This is a genomic window from Rhizobium sp. N731, from assembly GCF_001664145.1.
In the GTDB taxonomy this organism is placed as follows: Bacteria; Pseudomonadota; Alphaproteobacteria; order Rhizobiales; family Rhizobiaceae; genus Rhizobium; species Rhizobium esperanzae.
In genome coordinates, this window is the sequence record NZ_CP013601.1 from 459,342 (window position 1) to 484,604 (window position 25,263).

Sequence of the window (25,263 nt, forward strand, 5' to 3'; positions counted from 1 at the left end):
TAGATTCTCAATCCCAATGCAGGATAGCAAAAAGTATCGAAAGATCACCTAGTTGAACTCTTTCTCAAAGTCTTCCCGGTCTTTCTTTCCGGACATGGATGAGTAATAGCCGCTGCAAATCAGATAGGAGCACTCATCCGGGTCGCCCATGTCCCATCCTGGCAGGCAGAGCACGACGCGTTGAAACTTGGCGTTGCAGAGTCCGTGGTTTGCCAGCAGCCGCGGCTCGTTTCCGAAATACGCGCTTATAGCTTTCTGACGAGTCCATGCAGGCACGGCTTTCCAATCAGCCTGACCACCCTCGTCGCTCACATTGGCGATCGCACAGAGCGACCAATTCGATATCATAATTGGCTGATCGCAGGGAAAAGCCTGGACGGCGCTTCCCAGCAAGATTGAAATCAATGCCATCAGCCGCTGGCCGTAGACCATCGCGCCCATCTCCCTCATGCCGCTCTTTCGCATTCTGGCCTCCACCGCAATTACCCGTCGTCAGGTGATATCAAAATCGCCTAAGATTATTTTCCTAGTTCATGAAACGTTCTTACGCTAGATTGCTCATTGTTGCAACCATGGAATGTTGAATGTCGAAGAATTTTGCAGTGATTGGTGATGTGGGTGCTTGGGTGGGGCTTTCCCTCCGCACGCCTGAAAAAACGAGTTCTTCTGTCGTTTCCCGGAAGGACGTGCCGGCAGCCGAGGCGAGGGGCTGATGGCGGAATTCAATCCTCGCGACAAGAGCCGAACCAGTGGCGGCAAGACGCGATCGCTTGTGCGCAAACATACCGCGCCGCCAAGCGGGAGCGACGACAGCAGCCTTCGCTGGCAATGGCTGACGATTCAGCTGCTGGAATCGGCGGCGTTCACGTCGCTGAGCGCGAATGCCAGCCGCGCCTTCTTCCGCATCATCATCGAGCACACCGCCCACGCCGCCCTGGCAAATGGCAGGCTTGTGGTCACCCATCCGCAATTCGTCTCTTACGGCGTCACCGGCGAATATGTCGCCGATGCCCTCGACGAGCTGGCCTATAAGGGCCTCATCAAGGTTCGCCGCGGCCGGGCGGGCAGCGGTATCGCGCATCCGAACCTCTTCACGCTGACCTTTGTCGGTGACCATGAAGGCGCACCGCCCACGAACGATTGGCGGCGGTGCACGGCGGAGAGGTGCCGGAAGTGGTCGGAGATCGACCGCAAGCTTGCCGCCGACAAACGCGGGCGGGTCGGCAGGAAGAAAAAAACGCCGCTTCGGGATCCCGAAATTCCGCCGCTTCGGGATCCCGAAATTCGCCGCGCCTCGTGAGCGCTCGGGGCGAGGGAAGAGTCAATGATTTCAATGCCGCAACCAATTTCGGGATTCCGCAGTGCTATATAGATTCTGGTGGGGAATTCCTCATGAGTCCGCAAGATCAAGCCAGAAGCCAGCAGAGCAGTTGCCTGCTGCCGGCATGCCTAGTTTCGCGCAACCTTGCGGGTGTATCCGCCAGCGTGATGATGTTTGACGCGCTTTCGGCCGGAGGAATGCATGGCGATGGGAATTTTTCGGGCTGTCGGCGCCGTGGCCTTGATGGCGGCTCTTGCCGGCTGCATCGACCATGCCAACGAGCCGGTGCTGCTGGCCGTCGGCGTGCCGGTCAATCCGCCGGCCGTTGCACACAGCCTGTGCATGACCGACGGCAATGCCATGTATGACGAGGCGAAGCGCCAGTACGAGCTGCGCGCCCAGCTGACCGGATATGCTGAGGCCGATGCGCTGGAAGCGGAAACGATTGCTCGCGCCGCCGCCCATCGCCAATATGTCGCCTGCCTCTCCGGCGAGGGCTACCGCACATTATACGCGAATTGAGAACAGAGAATTCATGATTCCTGGCCGGCCCCGCCGGCGCCCTTCGCCTGATTGCTGCTTTTCACAATTTTTCGCGACAAGGTCACGCCGGATCGCCTGCAATCACGAGTTTCGGAAGCCGCGCGTGATCGCGGAACCCCACCCGTCACAAAGGCATTTTCGCAGGGTAAATCCACGAAGGAGGGTTTATCATGAAGATATTCAGCCTTGCCCCTTTGGCCGCCGCCCTCGGCACCCTTGTCGCCCTCGCGGCGATCGCTCCGGCTGCGGCCGCGCCCGTGCCGACACTTCGGCCGCCCATCGTCTCGGAGGCGAAAATGGTGCAATATAAGGCACATGCCGGCACCTGGCACGGCTATCGAGGCTTTGCCACGGAACGTCCCGGCACCCGCCGCCATTCCGATGGCTATTGGTATCCGCTGGCCGCTTTCGGCGTCGAACCCGGCACGACCGGCTCGATCATCCGCCAGCCCGTGAAAAGGCCGGCGGCTCCGACAATGTGCAACCCTACGTTTTCGGGGTCGATCGGTCCCGGCAGCATGCCCTGCGATAACGGCTATTGAGCCGGCAAAGGAAAGAGGCGGCGACGAGCCGCCTCTTTCTCGATCAGGGCGCCCGCTCACATATTCGTGACCCCTGTTGCAGTGCCGTAGTATGTGACAGATCCGCTTCCTAACTCCTCGGCGTAAATTCCCCGAAATCCTCCAAGGAGACGATCATGATCACGACGTTCAAGAGCGGCCTGGCGGCTGCGGTCATCGGCGCAATGCTCGGCCTTTCCTCGTTCTCGGCCGAAGCGGCTCCCCTCCAGTCGAGTGCGACACAGCAGGGCGCGGTCAAGCAGCCGGTTGCCCAGCAGGAAACCCAGATGCAGCACGACCGGCGCACCACCGGCTCGATCGGCGAGCGCGGCCCCGACACCATGGCTTCACCTTACATGATGAACCCGAAGAAGCCGCTGAACATGGATTGCAAGCTCGGCTTCAACCCGACAAGCAGCTCCGGCTGCAACTATTGAGGCCCTGCGATCGGGAAAGGGGCGGCTTTCTGGCCCCCCTTTTCCATAGGGACGCTGGCCGGAGATAGGCATGGATGCGGAAACAGGCCGGACGCCGATGGAAAAATCGTCGCAAACGCCGGCATACACAGGCGATTGACGTCCCTGCCTTGGAATTGCCATGCTGGCCGCGATGGTCGCATTGATACTCAATTGAATTTCAGACAGGTGGAACAGTCATGACCGCAAAGGCTGCATGCTCCGATTTCCTGCATTTTTTCCGCTCCTGGATCAGCAACCCGCTTCGGGTGGCGGCGATCGCGCCGTCGGGGGATTCCCTGGCCAGGATCATGACCAGCGAAATTGCCGCACTGGATGGGCCGATCATCGAGCTCGGCCCGGGCACCGGCGTGTTCACCCGGGCGCTGCTCGCCCGCGGCGTCAGCGAGGCCGACCTCACCCTGATCGAATATGGGCCTGAATTTATCGATGCGCTGCAGGCGCGGTTCCCGGCGGCGCGTGTATTGCAGATGGATGCCGCCCATCTTGCCGAGGCCGATATTTTCGAGGACGAACCGGTCGGCGCCGTCATCAGCGGCCTGCCGCTTCTGTCCATGTCGCCGCGCAAGATCGCCTCGATCCTTGCCGGTGTCTTCACCTATATGCGGCCGGGCGGGGCGGTCTATCAGTTCACCTATGGCCCGCGCTGCCCGGTGCCGCGGCCGATCCTCGACCGCCTCGGCCTCAAGGCCGTGCGCATCGGCGGCACGGTGCGCAACCTGCCGCCCGCCTCCGTCTACCGCATTTCCCGCCGCAAGCCGCTCGAACTCTCGCGCGAGCGCCTGCGATACCGGGACAGCGACGCCGACATCGACGTCGCCGCCTTTTCCGGCGAAACAGGCGGCTGACCAGCAGGCGAACGCAAGCGCCGCCGGCATTCCTATCGCCGCTCCGGCGCCATCCCTGTTATCTCCGTGGCGCCGTCCTATATCTCAAGCGTCCCAGCGGCCGCTTGCCGCTGCTGCTCGGCCAGCTCGTTACCATCGGCCTCGCCCGGGCGGGCAGACATGCGCGTTTGCGGCGACTGGATCCAGGCGGCTTTCGGCCTTCCAGCTGACGTTCAACCATTCCATTGACCAAGAGAGGAAAGATCATGGCCAGTCACAACGCAGCCAAGTCAGGCACTTTCAGGATCGGCGGCGAGATCGAGGTCAATCGTCTCGGTTTCGGCGCCATGCGCGTCACCGGCAAGGGCATCTGGGGCGAGCCCGAAGATCACGCCGAATCCATCCGCACACTGAAGCGCCTGCCGGAGCTCGGCGTCAATTTCATCGATACGGCCGATTCCTACGGCCCCGACGTTTCCGAATGGCTGATCAAGGAGGCGCTGCATCCTTATGGCGGCAAGTCCGTGGTCGCCACCAAGGGCGGCCTGACCCGCCACGGCCCCGACATCTGGCTGCCGGTCGGCCGTCCCGAATATCTGATCCAGCAGGCGCATAAGAGCCTGCGCAATCTCGGGGTCGAGCAGATCGATCTCTGGCAGCTGCACCGCATCGATGCGAAAGTGCCGGCCAGGGAACAGTTCGATGCGATCAAGTCGCTGCTCGATGCCGGTCTCATCCGTCATGCCGGCTTGAGCGAAGTCTCCGTCGCCGAGATCGAGGCGGCCTCGAAGCACTTCAAGGTCGCCACGGTCCAGAACCGCTACAATCTCGTCGATCGCACCAGCGAGGACGTGCTCGATTATTGCGCCAAGCACAATATCGGCTTCATCCCCTGGTACCCGCTGGCCGCCGGCGACCTCGCCAAATCAGGCTCGCTGCTCGACACGATCGCCAAAAAGCACAATGCCGCCCCCAGCCAGATCGCGCTCGCCTGGGTGCTGAAGCGCAGCCCTGTCATGCTGCCGATCCCCGGCACCTCCAAGGTCAAGCACCTGGAAGAAAACGTCGCGGCCGTCGACATCGCGCTGTCGGATGATGAGTTCTCGGCGCTGGATGCCGAAGGCCGGAAGCTGTTCAAGGCGGCTTAAGGGGCGACGGCAGCCGATGGCTGGCCCAGTCCAAGACCCGTCCCCACAAGGGGGAGGGGCTGCGATGCCGCGCCGCTTCACACAACGTCCATCATACCAAACTGTAGAACGGGAGCAGCCGGTAGAACTGTTCTTTTGTTCACGCCGGGTGCTGCGGCTTAGTCCCTCCCCCTTGTGGGGAGGGTTGGGAGGGGTCTCGGGCTGGTGTCAGCCATCGGCGATCAGCGCGGCCTTATTTTTCAGCAGAATTTGACCATCCGGTCAAAGGTGCCGCAAAATGAGGCGGCGATCTGGTGTTTTGAGGGCAAGCATTGCGCTGTGTGCATTGCTGCATTGCGGTATTTTCGCTATTCCTGATCAAATGAATGGGCTATCTATACCTCCGTAGGCAGCGCACTCCTCCTCCCAGCGCTCTTACATCGGACTGACAACACTCCTCCTCCCAGTTGTCAGTCAGGATCAAGAGCCTGGCGCACCTCCTCCCGCGCCAGGCTCTTTTCTTTTTCCCAGCAAGTCCTTCACCACACGCGGTTTGACTCGGCAAGCATCGTCGGACTATTTGAACGGGCGCCCCTCTGTCCGGTGCGCGCACCGGTTGGAGTTTGGTCATGATCGGCAAATGGCGCGCCCCGCATGCGGCCCTGACAGGTCTTCTGGTTGCAACGCTTGTGCTCGCCGGCTGCGGCGGCAGGCCGGTCGGCGTCATGCAGGCGGCCGGCACGGTGCCGCCCGGCACCTCGAAGGTCGATCTCTTGGTGGCGACGACGCGGGCTGCCGACGACAATCCGGCCGTGCTTTTCTCCGGCGAACGCGGCACCGGGCTCACCGTCAATGCCGTCGATGTCTCCATCCCGCCGGATGCCAATCGCAAGGTCGGCCAGGTGCAATGGCCAAAGCGGCTGCCGGCCGATCCCTTGCGCGATTTCGTCACCGTCTCCGTCGATCCGCTCGAAGGCGAGCGGGCGGGCGAGCGCTGGCTGAAGGGCCATATGCCGAAAAGCCGCCGCGTGCTGGTCTTCGTGCATGGTTTCAACAATCGGTATGAGGATGCCGTCTACCGCTTCGCTCAGATCGTCCATGATTCGCATGCCGACGTCGCACCCGTCGTCTTCACCTGGCCGTCGCGCGCCAGCATCTTCGATTACAATTACGACAAGGAAAGCACCAACTATTCCCGCGACGCGCTGGAGGAGCTGCTGACCCGCACCGCCGCCAATCCCGCCGTCAGCGACATCACCATCATGGCGCATTCGATGGGCACCTGGCTCACCGTCGAAGCGCTCAGGCAGATGGCGATCCGCAACGGCCAGGTCGCCGGCAAGATCAACAATGTCATCCTCGCCTCGCCGGATCTCGATGTCGACGTCTTCGGCCGCCAGTTCGCAAGCCTCGGCAAGGACAAGCCGCATTTCACCATCTTCGTCTCGCAGGACGATCGCGCCTTGGCGCTGTCGCGGCGCATCTCCGGCAATATCGACCGCCTCGGCCAGATCGACCCCTCGGCCGAGCCCTATCGCAGCAAGCTCGAAGCGGCCGGCATCACCGTGCTCGATCTCACCAAGCTCAAGGGCGGCGACCGGCTGAACCACGGCAAATTCGCCGAAAGCCCGGAAGTGGTGAAGCTGATCGGCGACCGGCTGATCGCCGGCCAGACGATCACCGATTCCAATGTCGGCCTCGGCGAGGCCGTCGGCGCCGTGGCGATGGGCGCTGCCCAGACCGCCGGAAGTGCCGTCGGCGTCGCCGTCAGCACGCCGATCGCCATCTTCGATCCGCGCACAAGGCGCAACTACGACGCCCAGCTGAAGCGTCTCGGCCAGTCGGTCGATAATACCGTCGGTTCGGTCGGCGACAGTGTTGGCGCCGGCCTGCCTGAAACCCAGTGAAAATTCCGTAGGCAATCACCGCTGATCTGATATATCAGGTTGACGAAGCGGCGCTCTTGTCTGCCGTGCGGTTGGGTTGATGGCATGGCTGAAGAAACGAAGAAGAGGGTTGTTGTCGTCGGCGCGGGGGTGATCGGCGCCTCCATTGCTTTCGACTTGCAGCGGCGTGGCTATCAGGTGACGCTGGTCGACAAGGGCGAGCCGGGACGCGGCACCTCCTTCGGCAATATGGCGAGCATCGCGCTCGATTTTGCCGCCGGGTCCGGTCCTTCGACCTGGAAGAAAATGCCCGGCTGGCTGCTCGATCCCGAAGGTCCGGTCTGGCTGCGGCCCTCCTATGCAGCAAAAATGCTGCCCTGGTTCCTGCGCTTCCTCGCCGCCGGCCGCCCGTCGCGCCTCCGACAAATCGAAGATGCCGGCATGAGCCTGTCTGAGCGTGCGCTCGGCGATTTCAGGCAGATGCTGCAGGCGATCGGCGCCTCCGAGTTGATGACGGAGGAGGGCTGTCTGGCGATTTACGAGACGGAAGCGGAATTTGCCGCCGACCGCGGCCACCTCGCCATGATGCAGCGCTACGGCCTCGAATTCGAAGTCTTGAGCAACGGCGCCATCCAATATTATGAGCCGGCCCTTTCGCCTGCCATCGCCAAGGCGGTGCTGCTGCCCGACAACAAGTCGATCCGCGATCCCTATCGGCTGGTGGTCAAGCTGGCCGAGGCGGCCAAAGCCGCGGGCGCGGCCTTTGTCTCCGGCGCCGTCAGGAACATCGAGCGCAAGGGCGATGGCGCCGTCGTCGTCCTCCTGGAAGATGGCGGCCGCCTCGAGGCCGATTCCGTGGTGCTCGCCGCCGGCGTCCACACCCGTTTTCTGGCCGAAAAGCTCGGCGAGCCGATCCCGCTCGAAACCGAGCGCGGCTATCATACCCAGATCATGAAGCCGGGCATCTCCATGCGCTATTCGATGATCTGGCCGGCGCGCGCCTTCATGGTGACGCCGACGGCGGGCGGCATTCGTGTCGGTGGCAATGTCGAACTCGCCGGTCTCGATGCCGCGCCGGACTTCCGCCGCCCGCGGGTGCTGGTGCGCCACGCCCAGCGGGCGCTGCCCGGGCTGAAGCTCGAGGAGGCGACGGACTGGATGGGCCACCGCCCGGCGCTGCCCGATACGGTCCCAATCATTTCGCCGTCGTCGAAAATGCCGGGCGTCTACTATGCGACCGGCCACGGCCATCTCGGCCTGACCTATGCCGCAACGACAGCGCGGCTGATCGGCGATATGGTGAGCGGCACTGAGCCGCCGATCGACTTGCGCCCGTTCCGCATCGACCGATACTGAATGAGAGCCGTTGCTTCAGAACCGGAGGTTTCGACATGAGATGGAAACGCACGATCCAGCTGCTGGATGTCCATGCCGAGGGCGAGATCGGCCGTGTCGCGATCGGCGGCGTACCGAAGATCCCGGGCGATACCATCGCCGCCCAGCTGCATTGGCTGAACACCGATCCGAAGGGCGACGAGCTTCGACGCTTCCTGTGCCTGGAGCCGCGCGGTGCGCCGATCGGCTCGGTCAACCTCTTGCTGCCGGCCCGGCATCCGGATGCCGACGCCGCTTTCATCATCCTGCAGCCCGACCAGGCGCATGCCAGTTCCGGCTCGAATTCGATCTGCGTGACGACGGCGCTGCTCGAAGCCGGCATCGTCGAGATGAAGGAGCCGGAGACGATCGTGACGCTGGAAACCGCAGCCGGCCTCGTCAAGGCGACGGCGACCTGCCGCGACGGCCGCTGCGAGAAGGTCAAGCTCACCATGGTGCCGTCCTTCGTCCATGAGCTCGATGTCACAATCGACACGCCGCATTGGGGCAAGATCAAAGCCGATCTCTGCTACGGCGGTATTTTCTATGCCCTCGTCGATGTCGGCCAGATCGGTCTGACGATCGAGAAGGCCAATGCCGCCGGCCTCGTCCAGGCCGGCATGATCCTGAAAGAGCTGATCAACCGCGACATCAAGGTCGTCCATCCCGAAATCCCGGCAATTTCGGGCGTCGCCTATGTCATGTTCCGCGATACCGAAGCCGACGGCACGGTGCGCACCTGCACCACCATGTGGCCCGGCCGGGCCGACCGCTCACCCTGCGGCACCGGCAATTCCGCCAATCTCGCTGCGCTCCATGCCCGCGGCAGGGCGAAAATCGGCGACATCTTCACCTCGAAATCGATCATCGGCTCGCAGTTCGAGGTCGGGCTGCAGGCGGTGACCGAGGTTGCCGGCCGCCCGGCGGTCATCCCCACCATCACCGGCCGCGGCTTCACCTTCGGCCTGACCCAGGTGGCGCTCGACCCCTTCGACCCACATCCCGGCGGCTTCGCACTGACGGATGTCTGGGGGCCGTCGGCCGGGGAAATTTGAGCCTTCCTCCTGGCCCTGCGTGGAAATAATATATGGTTGAACCGGTAGGTCTGGTGAACTGGTGGAAGCGTTTGGCGGCATCTTTGGTCGTTATCCCGCTGTGCGGCTGCGATACCGTAGTCCAGCATTTTGCCGATGTTGAAGTGAGCGGCGACTATAAAGCCATAGCCAGCTGTGCAGCTAAGTATCTGTCTGGCCAGTATTGGCTTCGCGAAGACCACGACGATACCAAACAAGTGAGGTTCCTTCAGGGTTCGCAGGATAAATTCCAGACCATCATCGAGGTTGTCGGATCCGCAGCCGGCCGAACCCACGTCAGCGTATCGGAGTGGTCGATAGGAGGCGGTTCGGCTGATTTGTATGAGAGTTATTTCACCCACTGTGCGTCGGTGACCGCTAAATGACTTGCCCCTAAATCGGCCGAGTCTTTAGACATCCGCCCCTCTTCGACTTACGCGCGCCTGCCGCATGCTGATGCGCACGCACTATCGATCATCAGCCATTTCAAGCCTCTTTCTCGGGGTGACAGCGAGGATCGTGTTTGAGCGTTTGCGGCCGGGCAGCGGGGTCGCGTCAAATGCGCGCTGCGAGCACCCGCGCAACAGCGATGGATCGTCGATCACATGCGCCGGCACTGCGTAGTAGCGGCGAACCGTCACATCCCTTCCAGCAGCGCGGTAGCTGAACGGTTCCGAGCCATCTGCCTCGAACTCCGCGCGCATCGCGGCGTTGACGCGCAGATACAACGTGCCCTTCATGACGAATCCGAACTGGGTGCCGTTTCGGACGAGGGCGGATCCGCCGAAGAACCGCCGGACATCGATGGCGCCCGGTGGGGCGATCTGGCTCGCAAATTCGAGCGCCAGGCTCCGTGTCGCCTCGCTACCCATGGTGCTGCCCTGCCAGAGGATCGAAGAAGCCGGTGATCGCGCTGAGCCGGCCATCGGACATCGCCGCGAAGCTTGTCCCCGTTTGCAGGACGGTCTCGTCTTCGTGGCGCAGTTCCCAGCGTGCCAGCGAACGTTCATTGTGATGGAGGACACTCAATATTATGAACCTGGCTGCCGGTACGCTCTCCTTGAAGCCGGCCATGTAAGCCGAGAGGCCGGCTCGCCCGGCGATCGCTCCATTCGGATCGCAATAGGTCACATCGTCGGTGAGGCATGCCAGCATTTCCGGCTCGCGTGCGTCAGCGTCCAGCGACCAGATGGCCGCATATCGATTCCATAGCGCCTCAGGCGTCATAACAGTGTCTCCAGTTGATTGAATTCGTCTTCGATCGCCTGCCGCAGGCTCGCCTTGTCTTCGCCGCCGCGAATGAGCACGAGCAGGCCTTGATAGAAGGCAAGGAGGCGGACAGCCGTCCTGTCGGCCTTGGTTCTGTCCGTGTCTCGGGCCAAGCTCGGCGGCTCGCCGAGCCTCGAGCGGAACGTGCTGCGAAGAAGACCGAGCGCTGCCTCGACACGGGGATGCGTTTTGACGTCACCGCCGAACTCCACAGCCATGTTGGTGATCAGGCAGCCCAGGGAGCCATTGTCGGGCTCATGCAGCAGTGAAAGGAACAGTTGGCGCAAGCCTTTAAGGCCGCTCCCCGGCGGCGCAAATCGCTCGAGCCGCCCCTCCAGGACCGCCCGATTGTAATGTCTGAACGCCGCGTCGAAGAGCCCGGCCTTGTCGCCGAAGGCGTGATAGATGCTTCCGCCTTTGAGGCCTGTCGCCTCTTCGAGGTCTCGGATCGACGCACCTTGATAGCCCTGTTTGCGAAAGACGTGCATCGCTCCCTTCAGCACCGCCTCCTCATCGAATTCCCGCGTTCTGCCCACACTCGCCTCGATTCTTTATTGATCGTTCTAGAATGGCTGATAAAGAATGCGAGTGCAACCGCCTTTCGTCGGTTCTCCGAAAATTCTCATCCGGTCGCATTTGCTCGTGCCGGGTGCGCTGCATCGCGCTTTCGGAATGGGTCAGGATGAGGTTGGCAGAGCAGAAGCCCTGGCCGGACGACGTCGCCCGTAGCCCGCCGGCAAGACTGACGGTGACAGAGGCGGTGTTAAAGTTCGGCCTCACGCAGCAACTGCTCAAGACGGGGCGCCCATTCCGTGTTGCCCTCTCTGAACGGCCCAAGCGCATCGCCAGCGGCTTCCGGCAGGCTGCTGGCAGCAGCGGCAAAGCGGCGAGCCTGCTCAATATGTCCGAGCGCCATATGGCAGCACGCGTGTATGCGCAGCAGCGCCGGCCAGTCGGGCCGCGCCTTTAATGCCGCACGCCCCACGTCGAGCGCCCCTTCGACGTCGCCCGAAAAGTACTGTGCAAGCATCAGCAGGCTGAACCAGACGCCATTCTGCGGATCATGCGGATTGAGTTCGAGGCCGCGCGACAGAGGCTTGCGTGCGCCGGCCGCATCACCGGAAAAGAGCCGCGCCATGCCAAGGACGAGATGCCCGAGGGCGAAGCTCGAGCCGAGCTCGATCGACCGTTCCGCGGCGAGGATCGCCTGGTCGGCTCGGCCCGTATAGGCCGACACGATCGCCAGCGCATAGTGCGAATACGGGTTTCGCGCGTCGAGATAGATCGCCCGCAAGGCGGCAGTTAGCCCTTCCTGACCATCCGCGGCAGGATCGTCCGTCCAGCCGTAGGCGATGAGGCCCGCATTGACCCGCGCCCGCCAGATCTGCGCCTCCGGAAGCATGGGGTCGAGCTCGGCGGCCTCGCGGAAAAATCGTCTTGCCAGAAGGTGGGTCGGCCGTGAGACCTTGTGGAAATTGAACGTGCCTTGCCGGACAAGGTCCCAGGCCGTGATGTTGCCGGTGTGGGGAGCGACCGCAAGCCCGTGGCGCAACAGCAGCTCCGGTTCGACCGCAGCGGCGATCCGCTCGGCGATCGCGTCTTGCACCGCGAATATCTCGGCCAACTGAAGATCGTAATGTTCGGACCAGACGGTCGCGCCCTTGCCCGCCTCGGCGAGGTGCACCGATATCCGGATCCGGTCGCCGGTATACCGGATAGCCCCATCCACCAGAAAATTGACACCGAGTTCGAGCCCGACGGCGCGCGGATCCCTGGAGCCGGCCCTGTCTTTGAAACTCGCCCCGCGTGAGGCGACGCGGAGCCATCTGAACCGGGTGAGCGCTGTGATCAGGTCGTCGGCGATACCGTCGGCCAGATATTGCTTCTCGGCATCGCCGCACAGATTGTCGAACGGCAGCACTGCGATCCCCAGCTTCGATCCGGCTTGCGCATGCCACCCGCTGTCGGTCCCCTCGCTTGCGCTCTCCACCCGGCCGGAAAACCTGTAGCCGACCCGTGGGACGGTGATGATCCATTCGCCGCCGTCCGGTGCCGGGCCGAGCAGCTTGCGAAGGGCAGCAATCTGAACGGAAAGATTACTTTCCTCGACGGCCAATCCCGGCCAAACGGCATCCATCAGCGCCGATTTGGCGACGACGCCCCCTTGTGCCGCCAGCAGAACGGCAAGCAGTGAAGCGCCGCGGGCGCCAACGGCGACAGGCCGATCGTCACGAAGCAGGCATCCGTTCTCGGCGCTGAACTCGAAGCGGCCGAATGCGAGGTGGGGGGTGTTCATGGCCGGCTATGATACGCCGATTTCGCCGTTTTTCGGAATTTTTCGGCCGCTCTTCAGGACTTGCGGCGGCCGAGCACGCAGAGTCTGCTCCCATGCAACGGTCGAAACGGTGAGCGCGATGACGAACCAGGCAACGCAACCGAAAAATCCTTATGCAGGAACCGCTAAAGTCGTGAGCGGCAGCGGCAGCCATGTCGCCCAGCAGGGATCAGTCTACCGGTCGGGCGTCTCGGCACAGAGCGTCGGATCGACGATGCTGTGGCTCGGGACGATTTCGCTGCCCGCAGGCAGGCGTACCAGCGCCCATCGCCACGAGGGACACGAAACCGCCCTTCTCATGACCGGCGGCCAGGAGATCGAAATCTGGTCGGGGGCGAAGCTCGAACGCTGCGAAATGGTCCGCCCCGGTGACTACCTGTTCATTCCGGCCGGCGTTCCGCACGTGGCCGTCAATCGCAGCCCGGAAGACGCCGAGTTCCTCGGTGCCCGCAACGACCCCGCGGCGAACGAGAGCGTCGTTCTGATGCCGGAGCTCGACGAGATCGTGCCGTAAGGTGCGCGTCGCTATCGCAAAACCGTTGTCCGCTTTGCGCGATCTAATCGCATGGGAGGTGCATTATGGCCATTATCGAACAACGTCTGGCCGAAATGGGTCTGCAATTGCCCGAACCTTTGAAGGTTCGCGACGGCCTGAAACTGCCTTTTGCCTGGGTACGGGTGCGCGGCACCCGCGCGTATATCTCGGGTCATGTCGCCTGCAACCCGGATGGGACATTGGCGAAACCGCTGGGCAAGGTCGGAGCCGAAGTGTCGCCGGAGCAGGGTTACGCGTCGGCGCGGCTGGTTGCCCTGGCCCATCTCGCCAGCCTCAAGCGGGCTCTCGCAGACCTCGACCGGGTCACGGCCTGGCTGCGCGTTTTCGCCATGGTGAATGTTGCGCCAGGGTTCAATGAGACGCCGCTGGTCACAAACGGCTATTCCGACCTGATCCTGGCGCTCTATGGTCCAGACGTCGGCGCGCACGCCCGCTCGTCTATCGGCATGGCCATCCCGCTGAATGCGCCGGTGAATTGCGAAGCGGAAGTCGAAATCGACGGTAAATCTCCGGGTGCGGGTTAGGTCGGAGCCCTCACGATCAACGTGGAGAAAAGGCGGCGTTGCCGGGCGCAAGGGGCTGTTGCACGATCTGCACCGCGCTTGATCGAGCCTCTTTCGGCCCGATCCAAGATCGCATCATCCCATCAACGCCGCTGCAGAATCCTGCCGCCGGCTTGATCTGCGGCGATCTCCTCGATGGGCGCAGGCCTGCCCAGCAGGTATCCCTGGCCGATGTCGCAGCCGAGGTCCTGAAGCCGCTGGAGTTGGCTCTCTTCTTCGATTCCTTCAGCGGTAATCGCCACGCCCAGTCCGGCGCCGAGCGCTATGATGGCCTTGATCACCTTGTCCTGCTTGTCATTGGTCTCGAACGAGGCGACGAAACTCCTGTCGATCTTGATCTTGTCGAACCGGTAGCTGGACAGCTGGGAGAGGCTGGAAAAGCCCGTTCCGAAATCATCGAGAGCAATCTTGACCCCGGCATTCACCAGATCGTCGAGAACAATCCGTGCGGTAACCGCGTCCTGGATGATGGCGCTCTCCGTCACCTCAAGCTCGACCCTGTGCGCGGGCAGGCCGACATCGCCCAAAATCTTCAGAATTCGTAAGCCGAGCAACCGGTCGCTCAGTTGGATCGGAGAAAGATTGAAGGACAGGACAAGCTCGCTTGGCCAGGAAAGCGCATCGGTGCAGGCCCTGCGAAGCAGCTGGTCCGTCAATTCGACGATCAGCCCGGCTTCCTCCGCGACCGGAATGAATTCGCTCGGCGGAATGAATTCGCCGGAGGCCGTTTTCCAGCGCGCCAGTGCCTCGAAGCCGATGATCTTGTTCGCCTTGAGGTCCACGAGCGGTTGGTAATAGGGAACGATCTCGGCTTTCCGGATGGCCGCCCGCAGATCGCCTTCTGTCCTGATCCGCTTCGCCAGCTCGTCCTGCATCGAAGGCACGAAGGACTTCACCAGATTGCGGCCCTGCTTTTTTGCGACATACATCGCGCAATCCGAATGCCGGATGACTTGACCGAGCTCATCGCCATTCTCGGGATAAAGTGCAAAGCCGACACTGGCGCCGAGATCGACGGCAGCACCATTGAAGGTGAACGGCTTTCCGATCGCACTGACGATGCGGTTTCCCAAGGCGACAAGATCGGCATTTCCGACCCGCCGCGCCAGAATCACAAACTCATCTCCCCCGAGGCGAAAAACGTGATCGCGAGGGAAGAGCGACGAGAGCCGCTGGGCGACGGTCTTGAGCACAGCGTCACCGTGATCGTGCCCCAGGAGATCGTTGACCTTCTTGAAGCCGTCGAGATCGATGCTGAACACGGCATAGGTTTCTTCTGCCGTTCGTTCGTTCATCGCCTGCGCGCATACGGATTCCAGAAATCTGCGGTTCGGCAGCTCGGTCAGCGTGTCGTGGCAGGCAATCCAGTCAACATTCTTCTCGGCCTGCAGCCTGCGAGCGACTTCTCTCGAAAGATCCCGGATCCTGAGTGCGGAATAGATGAGTCCCAAAAACCCGGAGATATTCAGGGCAAGCAGCGCATGGTCCAGCGGATAGCGGTGATGCCGCTCGATAAACTCATCCAGCTCCTCATGCCATTGGAAGCGCCAGGAGAGGCAGAAGAGAAGCAGGAAGATCGCGAGCCAACCCAATATCTCCATCTGGGGTCTGGTCGGTCGGATGCGGGGCATAGAACGGCTCCTGTTGGGTGAAGAGCCCTCATGGCCGGCTCGCAGAACCGCATCGTCCCCGGCGGTGGTCGAAACCGCCACAATTCATTCGGGCGGAGTTGAGAGGTAGGCTCGCCGGCATCGACCAAGCGCACCGGCACCTCCAAACATATCTTTGAACCTCGAAGGTTAATGGTGGGTTGCCTGGCCGAAGGTGCATGCGTTTCGCTGCGCGCATCGGACAGGTTGCCGCAATTCGCATGAGGCGCCGGTTCAGAAATATCTGCTTGACAACTTTGATGACGAATATCATTAAACATTTATGATGATAAACGTCATTAAAGATTGGCGGAACGAGGGTCGTCTTCTGCCACTTGAGGTCCACGCCGATTAGTGCCGATGGCTTTATCGTTTCCTCGATACCTGACGCCGCAACAGGAGAAGGCCCCGTGAAGGCATTCGTCGTTGACAAGTACAAGAAGAAGGGCGCTCTGCGCCTCGCCAGCCTGCCGGAACCGGAACTGCAGGACAATGACGTGCTCGTGCGGATAAAGGCCACCGCCGTGAACCAGCTGGACTCCAAGGTCAGGGACGGGGAGTTCAAGCTTATTCTTCCCTATCGTCCGCCCTTCGTACTCGGGCATGACCTTGCCGGGACGGTTGTCAAAGTCGGATCCAGGGTGAGGCGGTTCAAGGTGGGTGACGAGGTCTATGGACGACCGCGCGATCATCGCGTCGGGACATTCGCCGAATTCATTGCCATCGATGAAGCCGATGCGGCGCTGAAGCCAAGCAACCTCAGCATGAGCGAAGCGGCGTCCGTCCCGCTTGTCGGGTTGACCGCCTGGCAGGCGCTGGTCGAGGTGGGCAAGATAAAGCCCGGCCAGAAAGTCTTCATTCAGGCCGGTTCCGGCGGTGTCGGGACGTTCGCCATTCAGCTCGCCAAACACCTCGGCGCGGCGGTTGCGACGACGACGAGTGCTGAAAATGCCGAGCTGGCGAGAAGTCTCGGGGCGGACGTGGTCATCGACTACAACACGCAGGATTTCGAAAAGATCTTGTCGGGCTACGATCTGGTGCTGAACAGCCAGGATCCGAAGACGCTCGAAAAGTCGCTGGGCGTGCTGAAGCCGGGTGGCCGGCTCATTTCTATTTCCGGTCCGCCCGATCCGGCATTCGCCAGGGAGCTCGGCCTCAATCTGTTCCTGAAGCTGGTACTGTGGCTGCTCAGCCGAGGAGTTCGCAGAAAGGCCAAGCGTCTCGGCGTCGCTTATTCATTCCTGTTCATGCGCGCCGAGGGGCGGCAGCTGGGTGAGATTGCCCGCCTGATCGAACAAGGCGTGATCCGGCCGGTCGTCGACAAGGTGTTCCCGTTTGAAAAGACCGGAGATGCGCTCGCCTATGTCGAGACCGGGCGTGCCAAGGGCAAGGTGGTCATCGCTGTCGCGAATTGACGAACGTCGCGCCGGCGGATGCGTGGCCCTATCGTTGCCGCATCCGGTTCTCAATGGCGTCGCGGCAATCCGCGCGGCAGGCGTCGAGCAGTTCGTCAGCCAGGGGAGAATCGTTCGGGCAGGCCCTCGAAAGCACGATTGCGCCAACGGCTTGAGCGAGAATAGCGATGGCTTGGGCGCGCCCGCCGGCGCCGGAAGCGTGACGTTGCGCAATGCCACCCTCTACTGCGCGCACCAGCTTGTCTATTCCTGCAGCGAAAACGGCCTTTGTTGTCTCAGGCTGTCGGGCGGCATCGCAACTCAGTGCTGCGGCCGTGCACCCCTGGCCGCGCCCATCCCGGTGATCGCGTGCGAGATAAAGCTCCATGACGTCGAGGACGTCGTAACCGGCATAGCGCTGCAAGGTCTCGTTCAACCCGTTCTCGGTCGATTCGGCGATCAGTTCCTCCTTGGAGCGGAAGTGATTGTAGAAGCCGCCATGGGTGAGCCCCGCGCGCTCCATCAATTCCGCGACGCCCACGCCATCGAATCCACGCTCGCGAAACAGCTCTGACGCGGTGGCGATAATCCGGTCGTAGTTTTCCTGCTTCTGTTCCTTGGTGATCCGCACGTCACGGTCCTTTCAACGGCCATTTCCAGCTATGATGGCGGTCGTCATTATAGCTTATATATTGATGATGTGCATCATTAATATAGGCGGTCAACAACGGCATCCCGTTGTGACGGTGACGCACTTCATGCAGATGGCACCGCGTGTTTTTTACGCGCGGTGCCATCTTCAGCAACTTTGAATGCGGGAAAAAGCGCCTCTCGGCATGGGCCTCAGATCGTTGCCGCGTCGTAGGTGGTAGCCACGCGTTCCTCGCTCCGCACGGCTAAACTGTCAGAAGGACGCTACTTGGCATTCTCGCCGCCGACATCAGCGGCTGGGCAACCTGATCCAGCAACTGGCCGGCATTCTGCTCTTCACCGAGCGACAGCGTTAGCAATTGCGCGACCGCCGGCTGCCCAAGTTGAAGTGCCATATTGCGAGCGGTGGTGTAGGCGGCAATCTCGTAGTGCTCGACCCGCAACGCCGCTCCGATCAAAGCCAGATCAGCGGGAGCGTCTTCCTTCTTCTTGCCTTCCGCCATCACTTCCTCGCCTTCCTCCACCAGGCCGGCCATGCCCTTGCATGGCTTGGCGCGAGCCGAGGTGCCAAGGATGCGCAGACATTCGTTCAAACGCTCGACCTGCGCCTCCGTCTCGGCAAGATGGTTGCGCAGCAAGGTCTGGAGCTGCTGCGTCCGCGCGGCTTTCTGCATCTTGGGAAGCGCCTTCAGCAGCTGCTTCTCCGCATGCAGCAGGTCACGGAGCTCGTCCACAAGGACCTCCTGAATCGCTTCTGCTCCTTCAGGGGGAGCGCTTTGAGCGCGGATTGCCCTTCCGCCGTTTTCAGCGCCCGGGAGATCCTGGAAGGCCGGCGCCTCCACGAATTCCCAGGGTTCTCCTTCATTCCATGGACCGCGGGTGTCAACCTCACCCAAATCCCCTTGACCCGTGGAATCGTTGAAGAACTGATCGACCAGTCCTGCAGTCGGCGCAATCCCGCCGACGCTCAGCGGCGGCTTGCCCATGCTTTCGAGGGCCAGAGCGAAAGCACGCATGTGGGTAATCTCTCTCGTCATCAGGAACTGTAGGGCATCCTTGGTTCCCGGATCGCGGCAGAAGTCGATCAGGCGTTCGTAGACGATCTTGGCGCGTGCCTCCGCGGCTATATTGCTTCGCAGATCCACATCCAGCTCGCCTGTTATTTTCAGATAATCGGCCGTCCAGGGGTTTCCCATCGAATTGAAAAGGTTCACGCCACCGCCGCCTGCAATGGCGATCAGCGGGTCGGCTTCCGCCTCTTCTCTGACTGACTTCAACGGCTTGAGGTGCATTCTCGCAAGAGTACCGACGATCTCGAGGTGGCTGAGTTCTTCGGTCCCGATGTCCATCAGGAGGTCCTTCCGACCGGGATCCTCGCAATTCAAGCCTTGAATGGAGTATTGCATGGCCGCCGCGAGTTCACCGTTTGCGCCGCCGAACTGCTCAAGCAGCATATTGCCGAATTTTGGATCAGGTTCGTCAACCCGAACGGTATACATGAGCTTTTTTACGTGGTGATACATTGGGGTTCCTCCTGGTTGGATGGCGACTAACCGACCTATCGCAGGAATGTTCCCCATCTGTGGCTGCTGCCGGCGCATCGGATTGCGTTCTCATCAGCCCACACCGGTCGGTGCCGCTTCGGAGGCAGGCATTGCCTGTGCGGACGTACCCCATGATAAGGAGCCCCATCACATGCTGGCTTCCTCGACGGGATCATCGATACTCGCGCAGCAAATAGGGCGTGGGAATGCGGACAGCCGCGGCTGGCCGGATCGGCAGCTGCGCATCTTCGGCGTGGCTCAGCACGGATTGTGAGCGCCGCGCGTCTAGGCAGACGCGCAGCGAAATCGTGGCTTGAACGGCGGGACCAGACCCTTGGCTAGTAAACGAAAGGATCGACCTCGGCCGCCTGGGTGCCCGGCTCTTTCGGATAGATCACGCCCTTGCGCAGGATGATGTTGGCATAAAGCCTGGGTTCGCTGGTCTGGATCACCGCATGAGCGGCCTTTACCCGGCCGTAAAAATCCTGGCCGACGAGCGGCACCACCTGCCGGTGCGGCTCGTGCACCGCGCAGCAGTCGATCATCTCCTCATGCACCGGATCGAGCTTGTCGCGCTCAGCCTTGACGGTCGAGCGGAAGATCGCCTCGGGCACGAAATCGTCGATCGGCAATACGCTGAGCACGGCGTTGAGCACCGGGATGAGGTGGTGGCCGTCGAGCCGGATCAGCCGGCGGGCATGTTCGACACCGGGATAATTGCCGTCGACGATGGCGATTTCGTCGCCGTGGCCCATGGCGCGCAGCGTGAACAGCAATTCCGGGCTCAGAAGCGGATCAAGTCCCTTCAGCATGGTCTATCTCCTTGAAGAGTACGTTCTGGTCTGTGAGGTAACGCGAAAAGATCGGCAGGCTGGCGCCGCCGATGGCGCGCGCCTGCGCGCCGACCGCGCCCTCGATGATTTCGGGCATGACGACGCCCTGCAGGTCGAGCTTGGCAGCTTCGTCGATCGTCGCCTGCACCATGCGGCTGCGCACCCAATCGGGAAAGCCGCCGTCGATGACGGCGGCGCTGAAATCGACGATCGAGGCAGCCGCCACGATCGCCTGCGCCAGCGCCTTGGCGCTATCCTGGATCCAGACTTCCATCGGCTCGCCGAAATCCACCCAGTCGTCGGCAGAATACCAGAGCGGCTCGGGATCGATGCCGCGTTCGCGCAGCATGTTTTCCAATACGAAGATCGAGGCGATTTCGAGCAGCTGCTTGGTCTCGCCATTGCGGTCACGCACGGGCAGCGGCCCGATGGCGCCCGCCGTGCCGGTGCGGCCGGAAAAGATCGCCGAATTGAGCACGATGCCGCCGCCGATGAAGGAGCCGATGAAGAAATAGACGAAGTCGGGATAGGAGGGGCCGACGCCGAAGACAAGCTCGGCGCCGCAGGCGCTGGTCGCATCGTTCTGGAGGAAAACAGGATGGGAGACACGGGCGGCGATATCGGCCTGCAGGTCGACATCCCGCCAAACTTCCATGGCGCCGGGCGGCGCGCCGACTTCCTCGGCCCAGTTCCAGAGCTCGAAGGGGGCGGCGATGCCGAGGCCGGCAATGCGGCTGCGCTGCTTGTCGTCGAGCCGGTTCTCGATCTCCTCGATGCCCGATGTGACGAAGGCGAGAATGTCGTCGGGCAGCGGATAGGCATAAGTCTGGTGCAGCTGCATGCGGATGCGGCCGACGAAATCCATCAGCACCAGATCGGCGCTGCGCCGTCCCATCTTCAGGCCGAAGGAATAGACGGCGTCGGGGTTGAGATGCATCGGGATCGACGGCTGGCCGACCCGGCCGCGCACCGGCGCCCCGCGCGACAGCAGCCCTTCTTTTTCCAGCACCCGCATGATGACCGAGACGGTCTGCGCCGACAGCCCGCTGCGGCGCGCGATATCGGCCTTCGACAGCGCGCCGTAGAGGCGCACCAGCGACAGCACGAGCCGTTCGTTATAGGCGCGCACCCTGACCTGGTTCGCGCCCCCGGCCGGATTGAGAATGGGCGGCGGGACCGGCGTGTGTTCCGGCCCATCCAAAGACGACATGGCCGCTCCTCCCGAGCGTTGGCCTCTTGCATGGTCCCTCGGTTCGGGTTCGATCCAAGGGTGGATTGCGCAGCAGCTTAAAGCGGTAGGGCGGCCGTCTCTGCGTTTAAAAACGCGTCGGCGTCGAACACCCTAATTCGATGGAGCATGCCACATCGAATTAATAATTCAATTGGATTTATTTATTGACAAGCCGATTTCTTTCGCTCTTAATTGCCAGCGTCAAGGGCACGGGCGGCTTCGGCAGCGACCGAAGCGAAGTGTCACATCTCGAAAATTCCGGCCCGCACGGGCGGCGCCGGCAAACTCTGGGAGGAGTTCATGAAGAAATCAGTTCTCGCTTTCGGCGCGCTCGCGCTCGGCGTCGCTTTTTCTGCACCTGTTATGGCGGCTGACGTTTCCGCCTGCCTGATCACCAAGACCGACACCAATCCCTTCTTCGTCAAGATGAAGGAAGGCGCGACGGCCAAGGCCAAGGAACTCGGCGTTTCGTTGAAGTCCTATGCCGGCAAGGTCGACGGTGACAGCGAAAGCCAGGTTGCGGCGATCGAAAGCTGCATCGCCGACGGCGCCAAGGGCATTCTGCTGACCGCCTCGGACACCAAGGGCATCGTCTCTTCGGTCAAGAAGGCGCGTGATGCCGGCGTGCTGGTCATTGCGCTCGATACGCCGCTCGAGCCCGCCGATGCCGCCGATGCCACCTTCGCCACCGACAACCTGCTCGCCGGCAAACTGATCGGCCAGTGGGCCAAGGAAACGCTCGGCGACAAGGCCAAGGACGCCAAGGTCGGCTTCCTCGACCTGACGCCGTCGCAACCGACAGTCGACGTTCTGCGCGACCAGGGCTTCATGATGGGCTTCGGCATCGACCCGAAGAACCCGGACAAGATCGGCGACGAAGACGACAAGCGCATCGTCGGCCATGACGTGACCAACGGCAACGAGGAAGGCGGCCGCAAGGCCATGGAAAACCTTCTGCAGAAGGATCCGAGCATCAACGTCATCCACACGATCAACGAGCCGGCCGCTGTCGGCGCCTATCAGGCGCTGAAGGCCGTCGGCATGGAAAAGAACGTGCTGATCGTCTCGGTTGACGGCGGCTGCCCGGGTGTCAAGTCGGTCAAGGAAGGTGTCATCGGCGCCACCTCGCAGCAATATCCGCTGCTGATGGCGTCGCTCGGCATCGAGGCGATCAAGAAGTTCGCCGATAGCGGTGAGAAGCCGAAGCCGACGGAAGGCAAGTCCTTCTTCGACACCGGCGTTTCGCTCGTCACCGACAAGCCGGTCTCCGGCGTCAAGTCGATCGACACCAAGGAAGGCACCGACAAGTGCTGGGGCTGAGCCCGATCTATTGAAAGAGCAAGCGGCCGGGGCTTGATCCCCGGCCGTTTTGGACGGACGATGTGCCGTCACCCCACCGGCTAAGCAACGAACGGATGACAATGGGTGGCGGCCTCCGCGCGGGTTCGGCGCGCGGATGCGGAGGAGGAACCATGACCGGAGCACAGGAATTCGAACGCGTCCTCGACGGCAGCGACAAGAACGTCGCCTCCTTCGAGCACCAGGGCGTCCCGCTGATCAAGCGTGCGCAGCATTTTCTGCACTCGACGCCGGCCGCCGTGCCGCTCATCGTGTTGGTGCTGGCGATCATCATCTTCGGGATAGCGCTCGGCGGACGGTTTTTCTCGTCCTACACCCTGACACTGATCCTGCAGCAGATCGCCATTGTCGGCATTCTCGGCGCCGCCCAGACGCTGGTCATCCTGACGGCCGGCATCGATCTTTCGATCGGCGTCATCATGGTGATCTCGGCCGTCATCATGGGCAACGTCGCCATCACCTACGGCATACCGACGCCGATTGCGGTCATCGGAGGCCTGCTGGTCGGCGGTCTCTGCGGCTTGCTGAACGGCTTCCTCGTCGCCTTCATGAAGCTGCCGCCGTTCATCGTCACGCTCGGCACCTGGAACATCGTCATGGCGACGAATTTCATCTATTCAGCCAATGAGACGATCCGCGACGCCGATGTCGACGCACAGGCGCCGCTGCTGCATCTTTTCGCCGCAAGCTTCAGGCTCGGCACCGCTGTGCTCACCCTCGGCGTGATCGCCATGGTGCTGCTCGTCCTGCTGCTCTGGTATGTGCTCAATCACACCGCCTGGGGCCGGCATGTCTATGCGGTGGGCGACGATCCGGAAGCGGCCAAGCTGTCCGGTATCCAGACGAAGCGGGTGCTGCTCACCGTCTATACAATGTCCGGCGTCATCGCCGCCTTCGCCGCCTGGGTCTCGATTGGCCGCAATGGCTCGATCTCGCCGTCCTCGGCCGTCACCGATTATAACCTCCAGGCGATCACCGCGACCGTGATCGGCGGCATCTCGCTTTTCGGCGGCCGCGGCTCCATCCTCGGCACCCTCTTCGGCGCCATGATCGTCGGCGTCGTGTCGATGGGCCTCAACATGCTCGGCGCCGACCCGCAATGGAAAGTTCTTTTGACGGGCGTGCTGATCATCGCCGCCGTCGCCATCGACCAGTGGATCAGAAAGGTTTCGGTGTAATCATGGCTCACGAACCCATTCTCACTGCCCGCGGACTCGTCAAGCGCTATGGACGCGTGACCGCGCTCGACAATGCCGATTTCGACCTCTACCCAGGGGAAATCCTTGCCGTCATCGGCGATAACGGCGCCGGCAAGTCCTCGCTGATCAAGGCGATTTCAGGCGCCGTCACGCCCGATGAGGGAGTGATCACGCTCGAAGGCCGGCAGGTGCATTTCCGCTCGCCGATGGAAGCGCGCGAGGCCGGCATCGAGACTGTCTACCAGAACCTTGCCCTGTCGCCGGCGCTCTCCATCGCCGACAACATGTTCCTCGGCCGCGAGATCCGCAAAAAAGGCCCACTCGGCTCACTGTTCCGCATGCTTGACCGGCCGGCGATGGAAAAGCTGGCGCGCAACAAGCTTTCCGAACTCGGCCTGATGACCATCCAGAACATCAATCAGGCGGTGGAGACGCTGTCGGGCGGTCAGCGCCAGGGTGTCGCCGTCGCCCGCGCCGCCGCCTTCGGCTCGAAGGTCATCATCATGGATGAGCCGACCGCGGCTCTCGGCGTCAAAGAGAGCCGCAAGGTGCTGGAGCTGATCCTCGATGTGCGCGCCCGCGGCCTGCCGATCGTGCTGATCTCGCACAACATGCCGCATGTCTTCGAAGTGGCCGACCGGATCCATATCCACCGCCTCGGCCGGCGCCTGACGGTGATCAATCCGAAGGAATACACCATGTCGGACGCCGTCGCCTTCATGACCGGCGCCAAGGCGGTGCCGACGGAGCCCGTTGCGGCATGAGTGCACGCATCGACGAAATCGCCGGCGAGGTTCTTGGCCGCGCCGGCGATGCCAGACGTTTCCTGATCGGCATTGCCGGGCCGCCGGGTTCGGGAAAATCGACCATGGCCGACAATCTGGCGGCGGCGCTGAAAGCCAAGGGCGAAAGCGTCGCGGTCCTGCCGATGGACGGCTTCCACATGGACAATGCCATCCTGATCGAACGCGGCCTTTTGGCCCGCAAGGGCATTCCCGAAACTTTCGATGTCCGTGGCTTCCTCGATATCATCAGGGCCGTCAGGCCGGCCGACCAGGAGGTTCTGGTGCCGGTCTTCGATCGCGCGCGTGAACTCGCCATCGCCTCGGCCCGGCCGATCGATCCCAAGGACCGATTCATCATCGTCGAAGGCAATTATCTGCTGTTCACACAGGGAAAATGGGCCGAACTCGACGGCATCTTCGATTTCACCATCATGCTGGCGCCGCCGATCTCGGTGCTCGAGGAGCGCCTCTGGGACCGCTGGCGCGGCTATAATCTCAGCGAAGAGGCCGCCAGCGCCAAGGTCTATGGCAACGACCTGCCGAACGGCAGGCTGATCCTGGAAAACCGCCGCCCGGCCGATGTGACGCTGGAGATCGCGCTGGCGTAATGCATGTCGCCCGGAAGTGTACCGCGGTTCCGGGAGAACGACATGCATCAAAACAAAGAGCGAAAGCGCGGCGCATGAATCGATTTCAATGCGCCGCACT

27 protein-coding genes and 1 pseudogene are annotated in these 25,263 nt (G+C 62.1%); 17 read left to right on the top strand and 11 right to left on the bottom strand.

Annotated features, from left to right (window positions below):
• Window positions 1-48 precede the first annotated feature (48 nt).
• On the bottom strand, window positions 49-465 hold the full coding sequence (locus tag AMK02_RS02285; RefSeq protein WP_064800488.1) for a hypothetical protein: 417 nt from the start codon (window positions 463-465) through the stop codon (window positions 49-51).
• Between the two features lie 247 nt (window positions 466-712).
• Here AMK02_RS02285 and AMK02_RS02290 point away from each other — a divergent pair, with 247 nt between their 5' ends.
• The 10 genes from AMK02_RS02290 to AMK02_RS02335 all read left to right on the top strand — a co-directional run bounded on the left by AMK02_RS02290 (window position 713) and on the right by AMK02_RS02335 (window position 9,573).
• Window positions 713-1,300, top strand: a complete 588-nt coding sequence (locus AMK02_RS02290; RefSeq protein WP_064800489.1) for a hypothetical protein — start codon at window positions 713-715, stop codon at window positions 1,298-1,300.
• Between the two features lie 222 nt (window positions 1,301-1,522).
• Entirely contained in the window at window positions 1,523-1,843 is a 321-nt protein-coding gene (locus AMK02_RS02295) for a hypothetical protein (RefSeq protein WP_064800490.1), read from the top strand.
• A 191-nt stretch (window positions 1,844-2,034) separates the two neighbouring features.
• Window positions 2,035-2,406 (top strand): hypothetical protein, encoded by a 372-nt coding sequence (locus AMK02_RS02300; protein ID WP_064800491.1) that lies wholly within the window; start codon window positions 2,035-2,037, stop codon window positions 2,404-2,406.
• A gap of 155 nt (window positions 2,407-2,561) precedes the next feature.
• Complete coding sequence (locus tag AMK02_RS02305; RefSeq protein WP_012482493.1) at window positions 2,562-2,861, top strand: hypothetical protein; 300 nt, start codon at window positions 2,562-2,564, stop codon at window positions 2,859-2,861.
• 218 nt (window positions 2,862-3,079) lie between these two features.
• Window positions 3,080-3,748, top strand: coding sequence for a class I SAM-dependent methyltransferase (locus tag AMK02_RS02310; RefSeq protein WP_064800492.1), 669 nt, complete (start codon window positions 3,080-3,082; stop codon window positions 3,746-3,748).
• A 245-nt stretch (window positions 3,749-3,993) separates the two neighbouring features.
• Window positions 3,994-4,875 carry an aldo/keto reductase gene (locus tag AMK02_RS02315; RefSeq protein ID WP_004672366.1) on the top strand — a complete coding sequence of 294 codons (882 nt, stop codon included), beginning with the start codon at window positions 3,994-3,996 and terminating at the stop codon, window positions 4,873-4,875.
• 608 nt (window positions 4,876-5,483) lie between these two features.
• On the top strand, window positions 5,484-6,761 hold the full coding sequence (locus tag AMK02_RS02320) for an alpha/beta hydrolase (protein ID WP_064800493.1): 1,278 nt from the start codon (window positions 5,484-5,486) through the stop codon (window positions 6,759-6,761).
• Window positions 6,762-6,845: 84 nt separating this feature from the next.
• Window positions 6,846-8,096 carry an NAD(P)/FAD-dependent oxidoreductase gene (locus AMK02_RS02325; RefSeq protein WP_064800494.1) on the top strand — a complete coding sequence of 417 codons (1,251 nt, stop codon included), beginning with the start codon at window positions 6,846-6,848 and terminating at the stop codon, window positions 8,094-8,096.
• A 35-nt stretch (window positions 8,097-8,131) separates the two neighbouring features.
• Window positions 8,132-9,169 carry a 4-hydroxyproline epimerase gene (locus tag AMK02_RS02330; protein ID WP_064800495.1) on the top strand — a complete coding sequence of 346 codons (1,038 nt, stop codon included), beginning with the start codon at window positions 8,132-8,134 and terminating at the stop codon, window positions 9,167-9,169.
• Between the two features lie 32 nt (window positions 9,170-9,201).
• Complete coding sequence (locus AMK02_RS02335) at window positions 9,202-9,573, top strand: hypothetical protein (RefSeq protein WP_064800496.1); 372 nt, start codon at window positions 9,202-9,204, stop codon at window positions 9,571-9,573.
• An 81-nt stretch (window positions 9,574-9,654) separates the two neighbouring features.
• Here the strand turns inward: AMK02_RS02335 and AMK02_RS02340 are convergent, their stop codons facing one another.
• From AMK02_RS02340 to AMK02_RS02355, 4 genes are all read right to left on the bottom strand, one after another.
• Window positions 9,655-10,059: a TfoX/Sxy family protein gene (locus AMK02_RS02340; protein WP_064800497.1), complete on the bottom strand. Its 405-nt coding sequence runs from the start codon at window positions 10,057-10,059 to the stop codon at window positions 9,655-9,657.
• Window positions 10,052-10,414, bottom strand: coding sequence for a nuclear transport factor 2 family protein (locus AMK02_RS02345; protein WP_064800498.1), 363 nt, complete (start codon window positions 10,412-10,414; stop codon window positions 10,052-10,054). Before AMK02_RS02345 ends, AMK02_RS02340 begins: the two co-directional genes overlap by 8 nt.
• On the bottom strand, window positions 10,411-10,992 hold the full coding sequence (locus tag AMK02_RS02350; RefSeq protein ID WP_064800499.1) for a TetR/AcrR family transcriptional regulator: 582 nt from the start codon (window positions 10,990-10,992) through the stop codon (window positions 10,411-10,413). The genes AMK02_RS02345 and AMK02_RS02350 overlap by 4 nt, the downstream gene beginning before the upstream one ends.
• A gap of 227 nt (window positions 10,993-11,219) precedes the next feature.
• A complete protein-coding gene (locus tag AMK02_RS02355; RefSeq protein WP_064800500.1) occupies window positions 11,220-12,752 on the bottom strand; it encodes a winged helix-turn-helix domain-containing tetratricopeptide repeat protein in 1,533 nt (510 codons plus the stop codon).
• Between the two features lie 118 nt (window positions 12,753-12,870).
• Here AMK02_RS02355 and AMK02_RS02360 point away from each other — a divergent pair, with 118 nt between their 5' ends.
• Both AMK02_RS02360 and AMK02_RS02365 read left to right on the top strand, forming a co-directional pair.
• Window positions 12,871-13,305 (top strand): cupin domain-containing protein, encoded by a 435-nt coding sequence (locus AMK02_RS02360; protein ID WP_064805867.1) that lies wholly within the window; start codon window positions 12,871-12,873, stop codon window positions 13,303-13,305.
• A 65-nt stretch (window positions 13,306-13,370) separates the two neighbouring features.
• Window positions 13,371-13,871 (top strand): RidA family protein, encoded by a 501-nt coding sequence (locus AMK02_RS02365; RefSeq protein WP_064800501.1) that lies wholly within the window; start codon window positions 13,371-13,373, stop codon window positions 13,869-13,871.
• Between the two features lie 122 nt (window positions 13,872-13,993).
• On the opposite strand, the gene AMK02_RS32660 is transcribed toward AMK02_RS02365, so the two are convergent.
• Together AMK02_RS32660 and AMK02_RS32665 are read right to left on the bottom strand one after the other, a co-directional pair.
• Window positions 13,994-14,839: an EAL domain-containing protein gene (locus AMK02_RS32660; RefSeq protein WP_237358349.1), complete on the bottom strand. Its 846-nt coding sequence runs from the start codon at window positions 14,837-14,839 to the stop codon at window positions 13,994-13,996.
• 21 nt (window positions 14,840-14,860) lie between these two features.
• Window positions 14,861-15,541 (bottom strand): annotated as a pseudogene (locus AMK02_RS32665) (diguanylate cyclase domain-containing protein); the annotation flags it as partial.
• A 428-nt stretch (window positions 15,542-15,969) separates the two neighbouring features.
• Here AMK02_RS32665 and AMK02_RS02375 point away from each other — a divergent pair.
• Window positions 15,970-16,974: an NADP-dependent oxidoreductase gene (locus tag AMK02_RS02375; RefSeq protein ID WP_064800503.1), complete on the top strand. Its 1,005-nt coding sequence runs from the start codon at window positions 15,970-15,972 to the stop codon at window positions 16,972-16,974.
• A 28-nt stretch (window positions 16,975-17,002) separates the two neighbouring features.
• Here the strand turns inward: AMK02_RS02375 and AMK02_RS02380 are convergent, their stop codons facing one another.
• From AMK02_RS02380 to AMK02_RS02395, 4 genes are all read right to left on the bottom strand, one after another.
• A complete protein-coding gene (locus AMK02_RS02380) occupies window positions 17,003-17,584 on the bottom strand; it encodes a TetR/AcrR family transcriptional regulator (protein ID WP_064800504.1) in 582 nt (193 codons plus the stop codon).
• 265 nt (window positions 17,585-17,849) lie between these two features.
• A complete protein-coding gene (locus AMK02_RS02385; RefSeq protein WP_064800505.1) occupies window positions 17,850-19,127 on the bottom strand; it encodes a DUF892 family protein in 1,278 nt (425 codons plus the stop codon).
• A gap of 359 nt (window positions 19,128-19,486) precedes the next feature.
• Entirely contained in the window at window positions 19,487-19,960 is a 474-nt protein-coding gene (locus AMK02_RS02390; RefSeq protein ID WP_064800506.1) for an RbsD/FucU family protein, read from the bottom strand.
• Window positions 19,944-21,191 (bottom strand): ROK family transcriptional regulator, encoded by a 1,248-nt coding sequence (locus tag AMK02_RS02395; protein ID WP_064800507.1) that lies wholly within the window; start codon window positions 21,189-21,191, stop codon window positions 19,944-19,946. Before AMK02_RS02395 ends, AMK02_RS02390 begins: the two co-directional genes overlap by 17 nt.
• A gap of 321 nt (window positions 21,192-21,512) precedes the next feature.
• Between AMK02_RS02395 and AMK02_RS02400 the strand changes: the two genes are divergently transcribed.
• The 4 genes from AMK02_RS02400 to AMK02_RS02415 all read left to right on the top strand — a co-directional run bounded on the left by AMK02_RS02400 (window position 21,513) and on the right by AMK02_RS02415 (window position 25,163).
• Window positions 21,513-22,532 (top strand): sugar ABC transporter substrate-binding protein, encoded by a 1,020-nt coding sequence (locus AMK02_RS02400; RefSeq protein WP_064800508.1) that lies wholly within the window; start codon window positions 21,513-21,515, stop codon window positions 22,530-22,532.
• 152 nt (window positions 22,533-22,684) lie between these two features.
• Window positions 22,685-23,749 (top strand): ABC transporter permease, encoded by a 1,065-nt coding sequence (locus AMK02_RS02405; RefSeq protein WP_064800509.1) that lies wholly within the window; start codon window positions 22,685-22,687, stop codon window positions 23,747-23,749.
• A gap of 2 nt (window positions 23,750-23,751) precedes the next feature.
• On the top strand, window positions 23,752-24,534 hold the full coding sequence (locus AMK02_RS02410; protein WP_064800510.1) for an ATP-binding cassette domain-containing protein: 783 nt from the start codon (window positions 23,752-23,754) through the stop codon (window positions 24,532-24,534).
• Window positions 24,531-25,163, top strand: coding sequence for a nucleoside triphosphate hydrolase (locus AMK02_RS02415; RefSeq protein ID WP_064800511.1), 633 nt, complete (start codon window positions 24,531-24,533; stop codon window positions 25,161-25,163). The genes AMK02_RS02410 and AMK02_RS02415 overlap by 4 nt, the downstream gene beginning before the upstream one ends.
• The last annotated feature ends 100 nt before the right edge of the window (window positions 25,164-25,263 follow it).

What these genes read in the sequence shown, in the direction of transcription:
- AMK02_RS02330 (WP_064800495.1), top strand. Translation starts at nt 8,132, where the DNA reads ATGAGATGGAAACGCACGATCCAGCTGCTGGATGTCCATGCCGAGGGC.
- AMK02_RS02315 (WP_004672366.1), top strand. Translation starts at nt 3,994, where the DNA reads ATGGCCAGTCACAACGCAGCCAAGTCAGGCACTTTCAGGATCGGCGGC.
- AMK02_RS02305 (WP_012482493.1), top strand. Translation starts at nt 2,562, where the DNA reads ATGATCACGACGTTCAAGAGCGGCCTGGCGGCTGCGGTCATCGGCGCA.
- AMK02_RS02340 (WP_064800497.1), bottom strand. Translation starts at nt 10,059, where the DNA reads ATGGGTAGCGAGGCGACACGGAGCCTGGCGCTCGAATTTGCGAGCCAG.
- AMK02_RS02395 (WP_064800507.1), bottom strand. Translation starts at nt 21,191, where the DNA reads ATGTCGTCTTTGGATGGGCCGGAACACACGCCGGTCCCGCCGCCCATT.
- AMK02_RS02365 (WP_064800501.1), top strand. Translation starts at nt 13,371, where the DNA reads ATGGCCATTATCGAACAACGTCTGGCCGAAATGGGTCTGCAATTGCCC.
- AMK02_RS02345 (WP_064800498.1), bottom strand. Translation starts at nt 10,414, where the DNA reads ATGACGCCTGAGGCGCTATGGAATCGATATGCGGCCATCTGGTCGCTG.
- AMK02_RS02360 (WP_064805867.1), top strand. Translation starts at nt 12,871, where the DNA reads ATGACGAACCAGGCAACGCAACCGAAAAATCCTTATGCAGGAACCGCT.
- AMK02_RS02405 (WP_064800509.1), top strand. Translation starts at nt 22,685, where the DNA reads ATGACCGGAGCACAGGAATTCGAACGCGTCCTCGACGGCAGCGACAAG.
- AMK02_RS02295 (WP_064800490.1), top strand. Translation starts at nt 1,523, where the DNA reads ATGGCGATGGGAATTTTTCGGGCTGTCGGCGCCGTGGCCTTGATGGCG.
- AMK02_RS32660 (WP_237358349.1), bottom strand. Translation starts at nt 14,839, where the DNA reads ATGTATGTCGCAAAAAAGCAGGGCCGCAATCTGGTGAAGTCCTTCGTG.
- AMK02_RS02285 (WP_064800488.1), bottom strand. Translation starts at nt 465, where the DNA reads ATGCGAAAGAGCGGCATGAGGGAGATGGGCGCGATGGTCTACGGCCAG.
- AMK02_RS02310 (WP_064800492.1), top strand. Translation starts at nt 3,080, where the DNA reads ATGACCGCAAAGGCTGCATGCTCCGATTTCCTGCATTTTTTCCGCTCC.
- AMK02_RS02325 (WP_064800494.1), top strand. Translation starts at nt 6,846, where the DNA reads ATGGCTGAAGAAACGAAGAAGAGGGTTGTTGTCGTCGGCGCGGGGGTG.
- AMK02_RS02355 (WP_064800500.1), bottom strand. Translation starts at nt 12,752, where the DNA reads ATGAACACCCCCCACCTCGCATTCGGCCGCTTCGAGTTCAGCGCCGAG.
- AMK02_RS02290 (WP_064800489.1), top strand. Translation starts at nt 713, where the DNA reads ATGGCGGAATTCAATCCTCGCGACAAGAGCCGAACCAGTGGCGGCAAG.
- AMK02_RS02390 (WP_064800506.1), bottom strand. Translation starts at nt 19,960, where the DNA reads ATGCTGAAGGGACTTGATCCGCTTCTGAGCCCGGAATTGCTGTTCACG.
- AMK02_RS02300 (WP_064800491.1), top strand. Translation starts at nt 2,035, where the DNA reads ATGAAGATATTCAGCCTTGCCCCTTTGGCCGCCGCCCTCGGCACCCTT.
- AMK02_RS02335 (WP_064800496.1), top strand. Translation starts at nt 9,202, where the DNA reads ATGGTTGAACCGGTAGGTCTGGTGAACTGGTGGAAGCGTTTGGCGGCA.
- AMK02_RS02320 (WP_064800493.1), top strand. Translation starts at nt 5,484, where the DNA reads ATGATCGGCAAATGGCGCGCCCCGCATGCGGCCCTGACAGGTCTTCTG.
- AMK02_RS02385 (WP_064800505.1), bottom strand. Translation starts at nt 19,127, where the DNA reads ATGTATCACCACGTAAAAAAGCTCATGTATACCGTTCGGGTTGACGAA.
- AMK02_RS02410 (WP_064800510.1), top strand. Translation starts at nt 23,752, where the DNA reads ATGGCTCACGAACCCATTCTCACTGCCCGCGGACTCGTCAAGCGCTAT.
- AMK02_RS02415 (WP_064800511.1), top strand. Translation starts at nt 24,531, where the DNA reads ATGAGTGCACGCATCGACGAAATCGCCGGCGAGGTTCTTGGCCGCGCC.
- AMK02_RS02400 (WP_064800508.1), top strand. Translation starts at nt 21,513, where the DNA reads ATGAAGAAATCAGTTCTCGCTTTCGGCGCGCTCGCGCTCGGCGTCGCT.